Origin of the sequence: Achromobacter veterisilvae, assembly GCF_900496975.1 — a bacterium.
GTDB classification, from domain to species: domain Bacteria; phylum Pseudomonadota; class Gammaproteobacteria; order Burkholderiales; family Burkholderiaceae_B; genus Achromobacter; species Achromobacter veterisilvae.
On record NZ_UFQC01000005.1, the window covers coordinates 132,774 to 149,044 of the forward strand.

Annotated in this window: 14 protein-coding genes; 12 read left to right on the plus strand and 2 right to left on the minus strand. The window is 69.5% G+C overall.

Annotated features, from left to right (window positions below; genetic code table 11):
• Positions 1-53 precede the first annotated feature (53 nt).
• Positions 54-1,235 (plus strand): beta-ketothiolase BktB, encoded by a 1,182-nt coding sequence (gene bktB / locus AVE30378_RS06135; protein ID WP_129239878.1) that lies wholly within the window; start codon positions 54-56, stop codon positions 1,233-1,235.
• Positions 1,236-1,719: 484 nt separating this feature from the next.
• Here the strand turns inward: bktB and AVE30378_RS06140 are convergent, their stop codons facing one another.
• The gene (locus tag AVE30378_RS06140; protein WP_129239879.1) at positions 1,720-2,487 is read right to left on the minus strand and encodes an IclR family transcriptional regulator; all 768 of its coding nucleotides are present in this window, start codon (positions 2,485-2,487) and stop codon (positions 1,720-1,722) included.
• 112 nt (positions 2,488-2,599) lie between these two features.
• Here AVE30378_RS06140 and AVE30378_RS06145 point away from each other — a divergent pair, with 112 nt between their 5' ends.
• From AVE30378_RS06145 to AVE30378_RS06195, 11 genes are all read left to right on the plus strand, one after another.
• The gene (locus AVE30378_RS06145) at positions 2,600-3,403 is read left to right on the plus strand and encodes an enoyl-CoA hydratase (RefSeq protein WP_129239880.1); all 804 of its coding nucleotides are present in this window, start codon (positions 2,600-2,602) and stop codon (positions 3,401-3,403) included.
• On the plus strand, positions 3,400-5,484 hold the full coding sequence (locus tag AVE30378_RS06150; protein ID WP_129239881.1) for an acetate--CoA ligase family protein: 2,085 nt from the start codon (positions 3,400-3,402) through the stop codon (positions 5,482-5,484). The genes AVE30378_RS06145 and AVE30378_RS06150 overlap by 4 nt, the downstream gene beginning before the upstream one ends.
• Positions 5,485-5,523: 39 nt before the next feature.
• Positions 5,524-6,492, plus strand: a complete 969-nt coding sequence (locus AVE30378_RS06155; RefSeq protein ID WP_129239993.1) for a Bug family tripartite tricarboxylate transporter substrate binding protein — start codon at positions 5,524-5,526, stop codon at positions 6,490-6,492.
• A gap of 4 nt (positions 6,493-6,496) precedes the next feature.
• A complete protein-coding gene (locus AVE30378_RS06160; RefSeq protein WP_129239882.1) occupies positions 6,497-7,684 on the plus strand; it encodes an acyl-CoA dehydrogenase family protein in 1,188 nt (395 codons plus the stop codon).
• 6 nt (positions 7,685-7,690) lie between these two features.
• Entirely contained in the window at positions 7,691-8,731 is a 1,041-nt protein-coding gene (locus AVE30378_RS06165) for an acyl-CoA dehydrogenase family protein (protein ID WP_129239883.1), read from the plus strand.
• Positions 8,732-8,763: 32 nt separating this feature from the next.
• Positions 8,764-9,534: a class I SAM-dependent methyltransferase gene (locus AVE30378_RS06170; RefSeq protein WP_129239884.1), complete on the plus strand. Its 771-nt coding sequence runs from the start codon at positions 8,764-8,766 to the stop codon at positions 9,532-9,534.
• A 148-nt stretch (positions 9,535-9,682) separates the two neighbouring features.
• Positions 9,683-10,435, plus strand: a complete 753-nt coding sequence (locus AVE30378_RS06175) for a GntR family transcriptional regulator (protein ID WP_129239885.1) — start codon at positions 9,683-9,685, stop codon at positions 10,433-10,435.
• Positions 10,386-11,702 (plus strand): malonyl-CoA decarboxylase domain-containing protein, encoded by a 1,317-nt coding sequence (locus AVE30378_RS06180; RefSeq protein WP_165360106.1) that lies wholly within the window; start codon positions 10,386-10,388, stop codon positions 11,700-11,702. Before AVE30378_RS06175 ends, AVE30378_RS06180 begins: the two co-directional genes overlap by 50 nt.
• A gap of 43 nt (positions 11,703-11,745) precedes the next feature.
• Positions 11,746-12,537 (plus strand): enoyl-CoA hydratase/isomerase family protein, encoded by a 792-nt coding sequence (locus AVE30378_RS06185; protein WP_129239886.1) that lies wholly within the window; start codon positions 11,746-11,748, stop codon positions 12,535-12,537.
• A 5-nt stretch (positions 12,538-12,542) separates the two neighbouring features.
• Positions 12,543-14,084 (plus strand): malonate--CoA ligase, encoded by a 1,542-nt coding sequence (locus tag AVE30378_RS06190; RefSeq protein ID WP_129239887.1) that lies wholly within the window; start codon positions 12,543-12,545, stop codon positions 14,082-14,084.
• Positions 14,085-14,293: 209 nt separating this feature from the next.
• On the plus strand, positions 14,294-15,265 hold the full coding sequence (locus AVE30378_RS06195; RefSeq protein WP_129239888.1) for a Bug family tripartite tricarboxylate transporter substrate binding protein: 972 nt from the start codon (positions 14,294-14,296) through the stop codon (positions 15,263-15,265).
• Between the two features lie 33 nt (positions 15,266-15,298).
• On the opposite strand, the gene AVE30378_RS06200 is transcribed toward AVE30378_RS06195, so the two are convergent.
• Positions 15,299-16,255, minus strand: coding sequence for an aldo/keto reductase (locus AVE30378_RS06200; protein WP_129239889.1), 957 nt, complete (start codon positions 16,253-16,255; stop codon positions 15,299-15,301).
• Positions 16,256-16,271 lie beyond the last annotated feature (16 nt).

The window sequence follows — 16,271 nt, forward strand, 5'->3', positions numbered from 1 at the left end:
GCCATTGGATCCGCTGCTTACATCAATAGTAAATTCTCAAGGAATCTCCTGCCATGAATGAAGTCATCGTCGCGTCCGCCGTCCGTACCGCCATCGGCGATTTCGGGGGCGCGCTGAAAGACGTGCCGCCGTGCGACCTGGGCGCCACTGTCATCAAGGCCGCGCTGGAACGCGCCGGCGTCAAGGGCGACGAGGTCGGCCACGTCGCGGTCGGCCATGTGATCAACACCGAACCCCGCGACATGTACCTGTCGCGCGTGGCCGCCATGAACGCCGGCATCGCCAAGGAGACCCCGGCCTTCAACGTCAACCGCCTGTGCGGCTCGGGCCTGCAGGCCATCGTGTCGGCGGCGCAGACCATCCTGCTGGGCGACGCGGACATCGCGATCGGCGCCGGCGCCGAAAGCATGAGCCGCGCGCCCTATATCGCGCCGGCCCAGCGCTGGGGCGCGCGCATGGGCGACAGCGTCATGCTGGACATGATGACCGGCGCGCTGTCGGATCCTTTCGGCCGCATGCACATGGGCGTCACCGCCGAGAACGTGGCGGCCAAATTCGGCATCAGCCGCCAGGACCAGGACGCCGTGGCCGCCGAATCGCACCGCCGCGCCGCCGCCGCCATCGATGCCGGCTACTTCCGCGACCAGATCGTGCCGGTGGTCATGAAGTCGCGCAAGGGCGAGGTCGTGTTCGATACCGACGAACACGTGCGCCGCGACATCTCGGCCGATAGCCTGGCCACGCTCAAGCCGGTATTCCAGAAGGAAAACGGCACCGTCACGGCGGGCAACGCCTCGGGCCTGAACGACGGCGCCGGCGCGGTGGTGCTGATGAACGCCTCGGTGGCGGCCAAGCGCGGCATCAAGCCGCTGGCCCGCCTGGTCGCGTACGCCCACGCGGGCGTGGACCCCGACATCATGGGCATCGGCCCGGTCCCGGCGACCCAGGCCGCGCTCAAGCGCGCCGGCCTGACCGTGGACCAACTGGACGTGATCGAGGCCAACGAGGCTTTCGCGGCGCAGGCATGCGCCGTGTCGCGCGAACTGAAGCTGGACCCGGCCAAGGTGAACCCCAACGGCAGCGGCATCGGCTTGGGCCATCCCATCGGCGCCACCGGCGCGATCATCACCGTCAAGGCGCTGCACGAACTGCAACGCGTGGGCGGCCGCTACGCGCTGGTGACCATGTGCATCGGCGGCGGCCAGGGCATCGCCGCGATCTTCGAGCGCATCTGAAGAGAATGAAGATGCAAGGTGTCTGAGACCCCTGCGCAAGGTGTCTGACACCCCATGAGATGCTCGTCCAAGTTGACGCTGGTGTCCTCGGGTGTCAGACACCCAGAGGCACTTGCGCAAGGTGTCGATACGCAAGGTGTCTGACACCCCCATGAGATGCTCGTCCAAGTTGAAGCCGGCGTTCCCGGGTGTCAGACACCCGGAGGCACTTGCGCAAGGTGTCGATACGCAAGGTGTCTGACACCCCATGAGATGCTCGTCCAAGTTGAAGCCGGTGTCCCCGGGTGTCAGACACCCGGAGGCACTTGCGCAAGGTGTCGATATGCAAGGTGTCTGACACCCATACGAGATGCTCGTCCAAGTTGAAGCCGGTGTCCCCGGGTGTCAGACACCCGGCGACACTTGCCTCGGCTTGAACGAACAACTCGTATGGGTGTCAGACACTGCAAAATCCGCGTTGCGGGGGAACTTCAGCAGCCTTTCCTCAGCCCAGGTAATCCCCCGCCCACGCCTGGCACTCGGCGCGCAGCAGCGCGCCCATCTGCGCCCGCCGGGGCGCGTCCAGGCGGCTGCTGATCGCGCCGAAGCTGAACGCCACCCAAGTCAGCTCCGACACCCGGAACGCCGCGCCCACGCCGGAGACGCCCGGCGTGATGGTGTCCACGATTTCCGAATAGCCCGCCTTGCGGGCCTGCCTCACCGCTTTCATCAGCGAGGCGCTGGATACGCCGATCTGCGCGTAGCTGGCGGCGTGCCGCGCATAGAGCGACGCGATCTCTTCGTCCGGCAGCGCGGCCATCAGCGCCAGCCCGCCCGCGCCCACGCCCAGCAGGCGCCGTTCCCCCTGGTCGATGGTGAACACCTTCACGGGGAACGAGCCGGCCTCGCGCAACAGGCACAAGGCGTAATCGCCCTGGCGTATCACCAGGAACACCGTGTCGCCCGATAGCCGCGCCAGCTTTTGCGCGAACGGGCGCAGCGCGTCCAGCAGCGGCGTGCGCCGCAGCGCCGCGAACCCCAGTTGCATGGAATCCACGCCCAGGCGGTAGCGCCGCGTGCGCGCGTCGCGTTCGGCGAACTGTTCCTCCAGCAGGCTGCTGAGCAGGCGGTGCGCCGTGGAGCGCTCCAGCCCGGTGGCGGCCATGACGCCCTGCAGATCGATGCCTTCTTCCTGGTGCTGCGCCAGCACGCGCAGCAGGGCCAGGGCGCGCCGCATGCTTTGGGTACCGCCGGTTGAGGCTAGGTTGTTCATGATATGGGAAATAGTTGTTGAATATTTTGTATTTTAGGATTCCAGGTGCGTTAATTCAATCCAAAGGACCGCGCCGCCTTCGAGGGCGCGGCGGAACAAGGACGAGGAGACCATGGAATACGCCACCCTGGCCGTCGAGCGGCACGACTCCGTATGCCGCATCAGCCTGGCGCGCGAGTCCGCGCGCAATGCCCAGAGCCAGCAGATGCTGGACGAACTGGACGAAGCCCTGACCCGGGCCGAGCGCGACGACTCGGTGCGGGTCGTGGTGCTGGCGGGCCGCGGCGCCCATTTTTCAGCCGGGCACGATCTGAAGGAAGCCCAGGCCAAGCGCGCCGACTTCACGGTGGAGGAGCGCTGGGAGTACGAGTCGCGCCGCTATTACGGCTATTGCCTGCGCATCTGGGACTTTCCCAAGCCGACCGTGGCCCAGGTCCAGGGCGCCTGCGTGGCGGGCGGGTTCATGATCGCCAACATGTGCGACCTGGTGGTATGCGCCGACACCGCGTACTTCTCGGATCCGGTGGGCCACACGCTGGCGGCCGCGGCCACCGAGGTGCTGATCCATCCCTGGGTGATGGGGCTGCGCAAGGCCAAGGAAATGCTCTACACCGGCGAAAAGGTCGACGCCCAGGAAGCGCAGCGGATCGGCATGGTGAACCGCGTGGTGCCCGAGGCCGAGCTGGACGCCGCGGCGCTGGCGCTGGCGCAGCGCATCGCGCAGGCGCCGCCGTTCGGCCTGCGCCTGATCAAGCGATCGCTGAACCGCACGGCCGACGCGCAGGGTTTCCGCACGGCCTTGTCGGCGCACTTCGACACCCATCAGTTGTCGCACCTGAGCGAAGAATTCCAGGCCGTGCGCGAGCGCGGGCTGGCCCAGGCGATCCAGCGCAACAAGGAGGGCAAGACCGCATGAGCGCGTCCCTGGATCCCTTGCTGAATCCGCGCTCCATCGCGATGATCGGCGCCAGCGCCGACGCGGGGCGCATCGGCGGCATGCCGCTGGAACTGCTGACGCGCTTCGGCTATGCCGGCGGCATCTATCCCGTGAACCCGAAATACCGGGAAGTGTTCGGCCGGCGCTGCTTTCCCGATATCGAATCCGTGCCCGAACCGGTGGACCTGGCGGTGCTGGCGATCGCCGCCGCCGACGTGACGCCCATGCTGCGCCGCTGCCATGCGCGGGGCGTGCGCGCGGCCATCGTCTATGCCGCGGGCTTCGCCGAGGCGGGCGGCGAGGGCGCGCGCTTGCAGGACGAACTGGAGGCCTTCGTGGCGGAAAGCGGCATGGCCGTGGCCGGCCCGAACTGCATGGGCTTCGCCAATCTGAACACCCAGGCCTACACGGCGTTCGCCTCCGTGTTCAAGACCGCGCCGGCGCAGAGCGGGCCGGGCACGGTCAGCCTGCTGACGCAGAGCGGCAACGTGTGCGCCGCCGTGTACGCCATCGCGCGCGGGCTGGGCCTGCCGTTTTCGCACTTCATCAATACGGGCAACGAAGCCTGCCTGGATTTTTCGCAGTACCTCGAATACCTGGCCGCGGATCCGCAGACGGAAATCGTGCTGGGCTACATCGAACAACTGCGCGACGGCGAGCGTTTCATCCGAGCCTGCCGCGAACTGGAACGCCAGGGCAAGCTGCTGATCGCGCTGAAGGCGGGCTCCACGGACAAGGGCGCGCAGGCGGTGCAGTCGCATACCTCGGCGCTGGCCGGGGACCGGCGCGTGTACGGGGCGGCCTTCCGGCAGTTGAACGTGATCGAGGCCACCGACTTCGCGCAGATGGCGCACCTGGCCAGCCTCGCCACGTTGCGCCATCGCAGCGCGGGCAAGCGCGTCGCCGTGCTGACGATGTCGGGCGCGCTGGGCGCCATCCTGGCGGACAAGTTCATCGGCGCCGGGCTGGAACTGCCCGACCTGCCGCCCGACCTGCAGGCCGTGCTGCGCGGCGGCATTCCCGACTACGGCATGGTGGGCAACCCGGTGGACGTGACGGGCAATGTCGTCAACGATCCGGACTTCGTGCGCACCGTGCTGCAGGCGCTGGCCACCAGCGCCGCCATCGACGCCGTGGTGGTGTACGCGCCCGGCTACATGCTCGACCGCATGGCCGAGGCGCTGGCCGACGTGTCCCGCAGGCATCCGCGGCTGTTCGTCGCGATCGACACCGGGCAGGCCCAGAGCCGCGCCGCGCTGCGCGAGGCCGGCGTGGCGGTGTTCGAGGACCTGGGCCTCGCGGTCTCGGCCCTGGCGCCCTACCTGCTGTGGTGCGAGGCGCGCGGCGCAAAGCGCATCGCGCCGTCGCCGTCGCCGGCCGCGGCCGAGGCGCCGGCCCTGCCATGCAACGAGGCCGACGCCCGCGCCTATGTGGCGGCCTTCGGCCTGCCGCAAGCGCGGGCGGGCGCCGCGCGCGGCGCCGACGAGGCGGTGGCCCACGCGCGCGCCGCCGGCTATCCGGTGGCCCTGAAGATCCTGAGCCCCGATATCGCCCACAAGACGGAGGCGGGCGGCGTGGCGCTGAACCTGGCGGACGACGAAGCCGTGCGCGCCGCGTACCTGGCGGTGACGCAGGCCGCGGCGCGGGCGCGGCCGGACGCGCGCATCGACGGCGCGATGGTGCAGAAGATGGAGCGCGGCGTGGCGGAGATCATCGTCGGCGCCACCCGCGACCCGGTCTTCGGCCCGGTGCTGACCGTGGGCCTGGGCGGCGTGCTGACCGAGCTTTACCAGGACACCAGCCACCGCCTGCTGCCGGTCGACGAAGACATCGCGTTGCAGATGCTGCGCGAACTCAAGGCGTACGCGCTGCTGGACGGCTACCGGGGCAAGCCCCGGGCCGACGTGGCGGCGGCGTGCCGCAGCATCGTGGCCGTGGGCGACGCCTTGCTCGCCGCGCCCGCGGCCGTGGCGGAAATCGAAGTCAATCCATTGCTCATCAAAGAGGCGGGGCAGGGCGTCGCGGTGCTGGACGCGCTGATCCTGCCCGCAACCCCGTAGCGCGCGAGCGCAACGCAATCCCAGGAGGAGACAAGCATGATGATGAAGAGACTATTGGCCGGCGTGGCGCTGGCCTGCATCGGCGCGAGCGGCCCGGCGCTGGCCCAGGACAACTACCCCAACCGCCCCGTGCGCATCGTGGTGCCGTTCTCGCCGGGCGGCGCGACCGACATCATGAGCCGCCTGCTGGCGGAGAAGCTCGGCGCCAGGCTGGGCCAGCCGGTGATCGTGGAGAACAAGCCGGGCGGCGGCACGATGATCGCCTCCGACTACGTCTCGCGCGCCGAGCCCGACGGCTACACCTTGCTGATGGCGGCGTCTTCGCTGGGCATCGCGCCCAGCATCTACGCCAAGGTCAATTACGACCCCATCAAGGACTTCACGCCCGTCAGCCAGGTGGCCTCGGTGGTGCACGTGCTGGAAGTGCATCCGTCGGTTCCCGCCAAGAACGTGGGCGAGCTCATCGCCTACCTGAAGGCGAATCCCGGCAAGGTCAGCTATGGCTCGGTGGGCACCGGCAGCTCCACCCACCTGGAGGCCGAACTGTTCAACAGCATGGCGGGCGTGCAGATGGCGCACATCCCGTACAAGGGCAGCGCGCCGGCCTTGAACGATCTGGTGGCGGGCCGCCTGCAGGTCATGTTCGACGCCTGGGCGTCGTCTGGCCCCTTCGTGAAGGACGGCAAGCTGCGCGTGCTGGCGGTGACCACGGCCCAGCCTTCGGCCTCGGTCCCGGACCTGCCGACCGTGGCGGCCTCGGGCCTGCCCGGCTATTCCGCCATGCCCTGGCTGGGCCTGGTGGCGCCCGCCCGCACGCCGCAGCCGGTGGTGGACAAGCTCTACAAGAACCTGGCGCAGATCCTGGAGCAGCCCGACGTCAAGGCGCAGTTCGTGGGGCTGGGGCTGGACATCATCGGCAGCGACCCCAAGGCCTTCGGCGAGTTCATCCGCCAGGACGTCGCGACCTGGGCCAAGGTCGCGCGCGAGTCGAACATCCGCCTGGAGTGACGGCATGACCCAGTTGGAAACCGCCGCGGCGGACGACGAGGCGTTCCGCCAGGACTTGCGCGCCTGGCTGGAGCGGGCCTATGCCGGCTTCGTCCGCGGCTGGCCGGGCGGGGCCGATCCGCGCAACCTGGATTTCCGGCGCGCCTGGGAAGACACCCTTTGCGCCAACGGCTGGTCGGGGCTGGGCTGGCCCACGGAACACGGCGGACGCGCCTTGCCGCTGTCGCGGCAGGCGGTGTTCCACGAAGAGCATGCGCGCTGCGGCTCGCCGCTGGGCGTGAACCTGATCGGGCACGGCATTCTTGCGCCGACGCTGCTGCATTTCGGCACCGAGGCGCAGAAGCGCCGCTTCCTGCCCGGCATCCTGTCCAACCGCGAGATCTGGTGCCAGGGCTATTCGGAACCGGGCGCCGGTTCCGACCTGGCCTCGGTGCGCGCGCGGGCGGAGCCGGCGCCGGGCGGCTACCTCCTGAACGGCCACAAGATCTGGACCTCGTTCGCGGACCGGGCGCAGCGGTGCTTCGTGCTGGCGCGCACGGATCCGCGGGCGTCGCGGCACAAGGGACTGAGCTTCCTGCTCGTGGACATGCGCAGCCCCGGCGTGCGCGTGGAGCCCATCCGCCAGCTCACGGGCGAGGCCGAGTTCTGCGAAGTGTTTTTCGAGAACGTGTTCGTGCCCGGCGAGGACCTGCTGGGCGAGGAAAACCAGGGCTGGAGGATCGCCATGGCCGCGGCCGGCTTCGAGCGCGGCACCTACTTCATCCCGCGGCTGGTGCGGTTCGCGCAGGAATTGCGGCAGGTGCGCGAACTGGCGCTGTGCGCCGACGCCTACGGCCGCGTGCCGGCGTCCTCGGCCGACGTGCGCCACCGCTGGGCGCGGCTGGCCGCCGACAGCCACGTGCTGGCGCTGAAATCGCAGCGCGCGCTGGCCGGCGCCATGCGCGGCGATCCGCCCGGCCCGGAGGGTTCTTCCACCAAGATCCACTGGAGCGAAGCCCACCAGCGCCTGCTCGAACTGTCGATGCAGTTGCTGGGCGACGAGGCCTGCCTGGCGGAAGCGACGGCCGTCCCGGGGGCCGCCGGCCTGGTGCATGCCTACCTGTGGTCGCGCGCCGAAACCATTCTGGCTGGCACTTCGGAGATCCAGCGCAACATCGTCGCCGAGCAGATGCTCGGCCTGCCCAAGGCTTGAATCCCCATGGACCTGCACCCGACCGAAGACCAGCGCATGCTGCAAGACGCGGCCCAGCGCTACCTGGCCGAGCGCCATCCTCCCGCCGCGGCGCGCGCCGCCGCCGCCCGGCCCCTGCCGGCACGCCTGGCGCAATGGCGCGAGATCGCCGGCCAGGGCTGGCCGGCCCTGTTGGCGCCCGTGTCGCAAGACGGGCTGGGGCTGGGCCTGCGCGAGGCCTGGATCGTGGCCGAAGCCGCCGGGCGGCACCTTTTGAGCCTGCCGCTGGCGGCCAACATGGCGGTCCTGCCCACGCTGTGCGCGGCGGGCGCGGCCGGACCCGCCGCGCAATGGGCCGCCGCGATGATGGCGGGCGACACCTATTTCGCCGATGCCGTCCCGCGGCCCGACGGCTCGGCCTTCGTCGAGGGCGCGGGCGAGGGCGTGCGCGCGCTGGCGGTGCGCCGGACGGGCGCCCGCGCCTTGCGGCTGGAATTGCTCGCGCCCGCGGCGGGCGAGGCCGGGCTGGACCCGACCATGCCGGTGGCGCGGGTCCGCTCTCCGGAAGTGCTGGAGAGCGTGGACCTGGAGGCCGGCCCGGAAACCTGGACGCTGCTGCGCACCCGGCTGCGCCTGCTGCGGACCGCCGAATTGCTGGGCGCGGCGTCGGCCGCCCTGGACGCGGCGGCGGCCTACGCGCGCGAACGCCGCCAGTTCGATCGCGCGATCGGCGCGAACCAGGCGGTCAAGCACCGCCTGGCCGACGACTGGATGGCCCTGGACGACGCGCGGCTGGCCGGCGTCGCGGCCGCCGTCGCGCTCGATGCCGGCGCCGCGTCGGCGGAGCGGGACAGCCTGTTCGCGCCCCTGCTGGCGGCCGAGGCCGGCCGGCGCGCGGCGCAGAACGCCATCCAGGTCCACGGGGCGCTGGGCGTGACCTGGGAATGCGGCGCGCACCTCTACCTGAAGCGCGTGCTGCGCCTGGCGGCGAGCCTGGAGGCGGAAGCGTCCCGCTCGGAACTGCTGGAGCGGATCTGGGAAGGCGCGGGCGGCGGACTGGCGGCTTAGGACGGGCGGGGAGTCCGGCCTACAATCCCGCCATGCACAAATCGACCTTTCCTTCCGAACTCGACCAGCCGACTCTTTCCGAGGTGGACGGCGTCCGCTATCTGCACTTCAACACCGAATGGGTCCAGGGCGCGATGCGCATCAAGAATCCCTCGGAACTGGTGCTGGAATACACCGGCCAGATGATGGCCTGGCTGCTGTTCCTGGACCCGCCCAAGGAAGAGGCCATCGGCATGCTGGGTCTGGGCGCCGGGTCGCTGGCGCGTTTCTGCGTGAAGCACACCCGCAGCCCGCTGCTGGCGGTGGAGTGGAATCCGCGCGTGACGGCGGCCTGCCATATGTTCTTCCGGCTGCCCGGGTCCAACCGGCTCGAGGTCGAGCACGCCGACGCCGGCGCCTGGGTGGCGGATCCGCTGAACGCGGGGCGCTGCCCAGTGCTGATGGTGGACCTCTACGACGCCTCGGCCGAAGGGCCGGTGCGCGACAGCGTGAAGTTCTACCGGGACTGCCGCCGCGTGCTGGGCGAGGTGGGCGTGCTGGCGGTGAATCTGTTCGGCCGCCATGAAAGCTTCGGCAAGAACATCGACAACCTGTCCAAGGCCTTCGACGACCGCGTGGTGCTGCTGCCTGAAATCGACGCCGGCAACCAGATCGTGCTGGCGTTTTCCGGCCCGCGCCTGGCGATCTCGCCGGCCCAGTTGCTGGGCAGGGCCGCGGTGGTCGAGGCCCGCTACGGCCTGCCGGCGCGGCGCTGGGCGCGTTCGCTGACGCGCCACGCCGTGGACGGCATGCTGCACTTCTAGAACCGGCGCCCGCCCGGGCGGCGACGAACCATTAGGGTAGGTACGGAGGCGGAAGGGGGTTTACCTTTCTTCCGGACCGGACCTATCATGGGCTTATTCATAATTATGAATTACAGCGGGCGGCGGCAAGCCCGCCGGCCATCGTCCCATGACCCTACCCATCGTCCGGCAAGCCCTCTACCTGGAAGTCGCCGACCGCCTGCGCGGCATGATCCACGCGCGCTCCCTGCGCAATGGCGAATGGATCGACGAACTGCGCCTGGCGGGCGAGCTGGGCATTTCCCGCACGCCGCTGCGCGAGGCGCTGAAGGTGCTGGCCACCGAAGGGCTGGTGCGGCTGGAGCCCCGGCGCGGCTGTTTCGTCAACGAACTGTCCGCGCAAGACCTGGAAGACATCTTCCCGCTGATGGCCATGCTGGAAGGGCGCTGCGCCTTCGAGGCCGCGCGCAAGGCCAGCGACGAACAACTGGCCGCGCTGGAACCGCTGCATGCCGCCCTGGCGGGCCATGCCGAGGCCGGGCGCATCGACGCCTACTACAAAACCAACTACCTGATCCACGAAGCGGTGCAGGCCCTGGCCGGCAACCAGTGGCTGTCGGACGTGGTCGGCAACCTGCGCAAGGTGCTGAGCCTGTCGCGCCACCGCAGCCTGTCGCAGCCGGGCCGGATCCAGCAGTCCTGCGCCGAGCACCTGGCCATTTTCGCGGCGCTGAAGGCGCGCGACTGCGAAGCCGCCCAGGCGCTCGCGCACACCCACCTGATGCGGCAGTTGGAAGCGCTGCGCGCATTGAGCCACGCGGACGCCGGCGATCCGGCGTCGTCAGCACCCATCGTCATCGAGGAGCCCGCCCATGTCCGGACCCGTCAATCTCGCTCCCGCGCGCGGCGCGCGCACGCCTGAGCCCGAGGCCGATACCCCCGATGCGGCGGCCGCGGCTGAGAGCGCCGGCCTGATCACCCGGCTCGGCCGCCTGTGGGAACGCGGCCGCCTGCCCAGCGAATCCGAAGTCCGGCGCCTGTTCGAGGCGCGCCTGACCGACGTGGCCGCCAACAAGCTGGCGCGCCGCTGGTGCGAACTGTACGGCGCCGCGGACGGCAAGGACCGCCGGCTGATGCTGGCCGCGCTGGCGCAGGCGCGCGGCGCGTTCCCCGACGGCGGCGCCGAGGGCGCGCGCCTTTTCAAGCGCTTCAACGCCCAGCCCCAGGGGCTGCGCTTCCTGGTGGAATTGCGCGCGGACATGCTGCGCTGGCGCAAGCAGGTGTCGGGCATCCAGGCGCTGGACAAGGACCTGGAAGGCCTGCTGTCCGCCTGGTTCGACGTGGGCCTGCTGGAATTGCGTCCGTTGACCTGGGATTCGCCGGCCTCGCTGCTGGAAAAGCTGATCCTCTACGAGGCCGTCCACGAGATCAAGTCCTGGGACGACCTGCGCCGCCGCGTGTCGCCGGACCGCCGCTGCTACGCCTACTTCCATCCGCAGATGCCCGGGGTGCCGCTCATCTTCGTGGAAGTGGCCTTCGCCAGCCAGATGGCCGACGACGTGCAGGTGCTGCTGGACAGCACGCTGCCGCCGCAGGACCTGGACAAGGCGCGCTGGGCCATCTTCTATTCCATTTCGAACACGCAGCCCGGCCTGAAGGGCATCAGCTTCGGCAACTTCCTGCTCAAGCGCGTGGTCGAGCAATTGCTGGACGAACTGCCCAAGCTCAAGTCCTTCGCCACCCTGTCGCCGATCCCCGGCTTCGCGGACTGGCTGGGCAAGCTGGACGCGGAGGCGGTCGAAGCCATCGTGCGCGAGGACAAGGTCCGCGCCAAGACCCGCAAGCGCGAGGGCGTGCCCGATGGGCAGCGCTGGGTCGCGCGCCTGTCCAGGGCGGCCCAGGGCAAGGCGCCGGACGTAGTCAGGCGGGCGGGTTTCCGCCTGGCGGCCAGCTACCTGCAATCCATGAAGAACGGGCTGCCGGTGGATCCGGTGGCGCGGTTCCACCTGGGCAACGGCGCGCGCATCGAGCGGCTCAACTGGGCGGCGGACACCTCGGCCAAGGGGCTCAAGCAGTCCTGCGCCATGATGGTCAACTATCTCTACGACCTGGATGAACTGGACGCCAACCTCGCCCGGCTGGGCGAAGGCAAGCCCCAGGTCAGCCGGGGTGTGGGGCGCGTGGCATAGCGCCGGATCGGCGGCGGAACGACAAGATAAAAGGGCAGGGGACATGACGGAAGAGGTGGCTGGCCGCGTGCTGCTGGAGCGCGAGGGGCATCTGGCCTGGGTGACGCTATCGCACCCGGGGCGCCTGAACGCGATCACGGTGGGCATGTGGCAGGAATTGCGCGAGGTGTTCGAGCGCATCGCGGACGACGACGCCGTGCGCTGCGTCATCGTGCGCGGCGAAGGCGGCAATTTCGCCGCGGGCGCCGACATCCGCGAATTTCCCGCCCAGCGCGCCGATATGGCGGGCGTGCAGCGCTACCACCGCGAGGTGCTGGCGCCGGCGCTGCGGGCGGTCGCGCAGTGCCCGCAGCCCGTGGTGGCCCAGATCGAGGGGGTGTGCGTGGGCGGCGGCCTGGAAATCGCCAGCCAGTGCGACCTGCGCATCGCGGGCAGTTCGGCGCGCTTCGGCGTGCCGATCAACCGGCTGGGGTTTCCCATGGCGCCCGACGAAATGAGCGGCCTGCTGGCGCTGGCCGGGCGCGCCGCCACCCTGGCCATCTTGCTGGAAGGACGCGTGTTCGGCGCCGAAGAAGCGCGCGGACTGGGCCTCTTGACCCGCATCGTGGCCGACGGCGAGGTGGCCGGCGCCGCCCGCCAGAGCGCCGACCGCATCGCGCGGGGCGCGCCGCTTGCCGCCCGCATCAACAAGCGCCTGTCCCGCAGGCTCGCCTCGGGCGGGGCCTTGACCGAGGACGAATATCGGGATTACTTCTCTTACGCCGAAAGCCGGGACCACAAGGAGGGCGTGCGCGCCTTCCTGGCCGGCGTAGACCCTTCCTTTTCCGGAGACTAGACAAGGTGAGCAACGCCAATCTATATGCTGTCCTGCAAGGCGGCTTTCCCAAAGACCGCCGCAAAGTCGCGCTGGAGACGCCCGACCTGCAATACACCTGGGACGACATCGATCGCGCCACCGCGTGCCTGGCCAACCTGCTGGCCTCGCTGGACCTGCCGGCCGGATCGCGCGTGGCGGTGCAGGTCGAAAAGTCGCCGGAAGCCCTGATGCTGTACCTGGCCACGCTGCGCGCGGGCCTGGTGTACCTGCCGCTGAACACCGCCTACCGCGAATCGGAAATCGAGTACTTCCTGGGCAACGCCGAGCCCGCCGTGGTGGTCTGCTCCGGCAAGAACCTGGAATGGGTGAAGCGCGCCGCCGACCGCGCCGGCTGCGCGCACGTCTACACGCTGGACGAAGACCGCAGCGGCAGCCTGCTCGACGCCGCCGGGGGTCTGCCGCAGACTTTCAAGACCGTGGCGCGCCAGCCCGACGACCTGGCCGCGATCCTGTACACGTCCGGCACCACCGGGCGCAGCAAGGGCGCGATGCTGTCGCACGGCAACCTGGCCGCCAACGCCCGAGTGCTGAACGACTACTGGGGCTGGCGCAAGGACGACGTGCTGCTGCACATGCTGCCCATCTTCCACGTGCACGGCCTGTTCGTGGCGTCGCACGGCGCGCTGCTGGCCGGCGCGAAGATGATCTGGCTGCCCAAGCTGGACGCCGACCTGGCCCTGCGCTACCTGCCGCAGAGCACGGTGATGATGGGCGTGCCCACCTATTACGTTCGCCTCCTGGCGGACCCCCGCTTCGGCCGCGAAGTCTGCGCGAATATGCGCCTGTTCATTTCGGGCTCGGCCCCCTTGCTGGCCGAGACCTTCTCGGATTTCCAGAAGCGCAGCGGCCACGCCATCCTGGAACGCTACGGCATGAGCGAAACCGTCATGCTGACCTCCAACCCCTACGATCCGGGGCTGGGCGAGCGCCTGGCCGGCACCGTGGGCCGCGCCCTGCCGGGCGTGCAGGTGCGCGTGGTGGACGATGCCGGCATCGCGCAGGCTCCGGGCGAGATCGGCAACGTGCAGGTGCGCGGGCCCAATGTGTTCTCGGGCTATTGGCGCATGCCGGAGAAGACCCGCGAGGAATTCACCGACGACGGCTGGTTCAAGACGGGCGACGTGGGCCGCTGGGGCGGCGAATCCGCGGGGCGCGACGTGCCCGCCGACTACCTGTCCATCGTGGGCCGCAGCAAGGACCTGATCATCTCGGGCGGGTACAACGTCTATCCGAAGGAAATCGAGACGCTGATCGACGACATGCCCGGCGTGGCCGAGTCCGCGGTCATCGGCGTGCCGCATGCCGATTTCGGCGAGGCGGTGGTGGCCGTGGTGGTGCCCAAGGAAGGCGCGGCGCTGGACGCGGCCGCCATGCAGGCCGAACTGAAGGCGCGCATCGCCAACTTCAAGGTGCCCAAGCGCGTGCACATCATCGACCAACTGCCGCGCAACACCATGGGCAAGGTCCAGAAGAACGTGCTGCGCGAAACCTACCAGGCGCTCTGAGCCCGCGGCGGCCGCCTCCCTTACCGGGGGCGCGGCCTTCGCCGCGGGCAGGCAAGCGCGACGCCCGCGGACAGCGGGGCAACCCCATTTTCCAGGAGCCCATTCCCAGACATTCCACCCAAGCCCGAGCAGCTTCATTCAATAAGAAATTCAAGAGACGAGACGCAATAGAACCGCGCCGTCCCCATGCTGCAGCAAGAGGAGACAACATGAAATATCGCACTACCGCCGCGGCCGTCTTCGCCGTGTTCGCCACGGGTTTCGGCGGCGCCGCCGCCGCGCAATGGCCCGAGCGTCCGATCACGCTGATCGTGCCTTTCCCCGCCGGGGGCGGCACGGACACCTTCGCCCGCCCGCTGGCCCAGCAACTGACCACGCAACTGGGCCAGACGGTGGTCATCGACAACAAGGGCGGCGCGGGCGGGACCGTGGGCGCCGGGGTCGCGGCCAAGGCCAGGCCCGACGGCTACACCTTCTTCATGGGCGGCGCCCACCATGCGCTGGCCCCTTCGCTGTACAAGAGCCTGAACTACGACATCCAGAAGGATTTCGTCCCGGTCGCGCTCGTCGCCCAGCCGCCGCAGGTAATCGTCATCAACCAGGGCAAGCTGCCGGTGAAGACCGTCCAGGAACTCATCGCCTACGCCAAGACGCGTCCCGGGGAAATCAACTTCGGCACGGCGGGCAAGGGCAGCACGCACCATCTGGCGGGTGAGCTGTTCGCGATGCAGACGGGCATCAAGCTGGTGGACGTTCCCTACCAGGGCGCCGGGCCGATGCTGTCGGCGCTGATCGGCGGCCAGGTGGACCTGGCGTTCGACGGCCTGGGCTCGTCGGCCGGCCACATCCGCGCCGGTTCGATCACGCCGCTGGCGGTGGCCGCCACCGAACGCTCGCCGTCGCTGCCCGACGTGCCCACCGCGACCGAGGCGGGGGTGCCGAACTACGTGGTGTCGACCTGGTATGCGATCTGGGCGCCCGCCGGGACGCCCAAGGAGGCGGTGGACAAGATGAGCGCCGAGATCACCAAGGCCCTGAACGCGCCGAAGATCAAGGAAACCTGGACCGGCAACGGTTCGGCGGTGCCGACGCTGACGGGCGCCGAGTTCGGCAAGTTCGTCGACAGCGAAGTCGAGCGCTGGGCCAAGGTCGTGAAGGACTCGGGCGTCAAGCTGGATTGACGCGGGCGCGCGCCAGCCGGCGCGCGCCGCGCCTCAGCGCCAATCGCTGGCCTGGCTGAGCTTGGCCAACTGGTCGTGGGTCAGCGCCAGGCTGGCGGCCTTGACCAGTTCGTCCAGTTGCGCCAGCGAGGTGGCGCTGACGATGGGGGCGGTGATGCCGGGCTGGGCGATCTGCCAGGCCAGCGCGGCCTGCGCGGGCGTGCAACCGGCTTCCTCGGACACTTCGTCCAGCGCCTTCAGGATGCGGTAGCCGCGGTCGTTGAGGTAGGTCTCGACGATCTTGCGGCCCCGCGGGCTCTTGTCCGCGTCCGCGGGGCTGCGGTACTTGCCGCTGAGAAAGCCGCTGGCCAGCGCGTAATAGTTGATCGTGCCCATCTGCTGCGTCTTCACCAGGCTTTGCAGTCCGGATTCGAAGGGCTCGCGGCGGTACAGGTTGTATTCGGGCTGGATGCTTTCGTAGCGCGGCAGGCTGTGGCGTTCGCTGGCGATCAGCGCCTCGGACAGCCGCACGGCGGTGTAGTTGGAGGCGCCGATGGCGCGTATCTTGCCGGACTCGATGTGCTTGGCGTATTCCGCCAGCGTGTCGGTCAGCGGCGTGTCGGGATCGTCCTGGTGCGATTGGTACAGGTCGATGTGGTCCGTCTGCAGGCGGGCCAGCGACGCTTCCAGGGCGCGGCGGATGTAGGCGGGCGCCAGGCCCTTGGCATCGGGCCCCATCTCCATGCCGACCTTGGTGGCGATGAGCACGCGGTCGCGCTTGCCCGAGCGCTTGAGCCATTTGCCGATCAGCGTCTCGGATTCCCCGCCCTGGTTGCCCGGGACCCAGCGGGAATACACGTCGGCCGTGTCGATGAAATTCAGTCCCGCGTCCACCAGCGCGTCCAGCAGGGAATAGGTGCCGGCTTCGTCCACGGTCCAGCCGAAGACGTTGCCGCCGAAGGTGAGCGGGGGAACCTGCAGGCCGGAACGGCCCAATGCGCGTTTGATCATGGTGAGGCCTCTGGAT

Excerpts from the sequence above, each read along its gene's own strand:
- AVE30378_RS06165 (WP_129239883.1), top strand. The coding sequence starts at position 7,691 with ATGGACCTGCACCCGACCGAAGACCAGCGCATGCTGCAAGACGCGGCC.
- AVE30378_RS06175 (WP_129239885.1), top strand. The coding sequence starts at position 9,683 with ATGACCCTACCCATCGTCCGGCAAGCCCTCTACCTGGAAGTCGCCGAC.
- AVE30378_RS06140 (WP_129239879.1), bottom strand. The coding sequence starts at position 2,487 with ATGAACAACCTAGCCTCAACCGGCGGTACCCAAAGCATGCGGCGCGCC.
- AVE30378_RS06200 (WP_129239889.1), bottom strand. The coding sequence starts at position 16,255 with ATGATCAAACGCGCATTGGGCCGTTCCGGCCTGCAGGTTCCCCCGCTC.
- AVE30378_RS06195 (WP_129239888.1), top strand. The coding sequence starts at position 14,294 with ATGAAATATCGCACTACCGCCGCGGCCGTCTTCGCCGTGTTCGCCACG.
- AVE30378_RS06160 (WP_129239882.1), top strand. The coding sequence starts at position 6,497 with ATGACCCAGTTGGAAACCGCCGCGGCGGACGACGAGGCGTTCCGCCAG.
- AVE30378_RS06150 (WP_129239881.1), top strand. The coding sequence starts at position 3,400 with ATGAGCGCGTCCCTGGATCCCTTGCTGAATCCGCGCTCCATCGCGATG.
- AVE30378_RS06185 (WP_129239886.1), top strand. The coding sequence starts at position 11,746 with ATGACGGAAGAGGTGGCTGGCCGCGTGCTGCTGGAGCGCGAGGGGCAT.
- AVE30378_RS06170 (WP_129239884.1), top strand. The coding sequence starts at position 8,764 with ATGCACAAATCGACCTTTCCTTCCGAACTCGACCAGCCGACTCTTTCC.
- AVE30378_RS06145 (WP_129239880.1), top strand. The coding sequence starts at position 2,600 with ATGGAATACGCCACCCTGGCCGTCGAGCGGCACGACTCCGTATGCCGC.
- bktB (WP_129239878.1), top strand. The coding sequence starts at position 54 with ATGAATGAAGTCATCGTCGCGTCCGCCGTCCGTACCGCCATCGGCGAT.
- AVE30378_RS06155 (WP_129239993.1), top strand. The coding sequence starts at position 5,524 with ATGATGAAGAGACTATTGGCCGGCGTGGCGCTGGCCTGCATCGGCGCG.
- AVE30378_RS06180 (WP_165360106.1), top strand. The coding sequence starts at position 10,386 with ATGTCCGGACCCGTCAATCTCGCTCCCGCGCGCGGCGCGCGCACGCCT.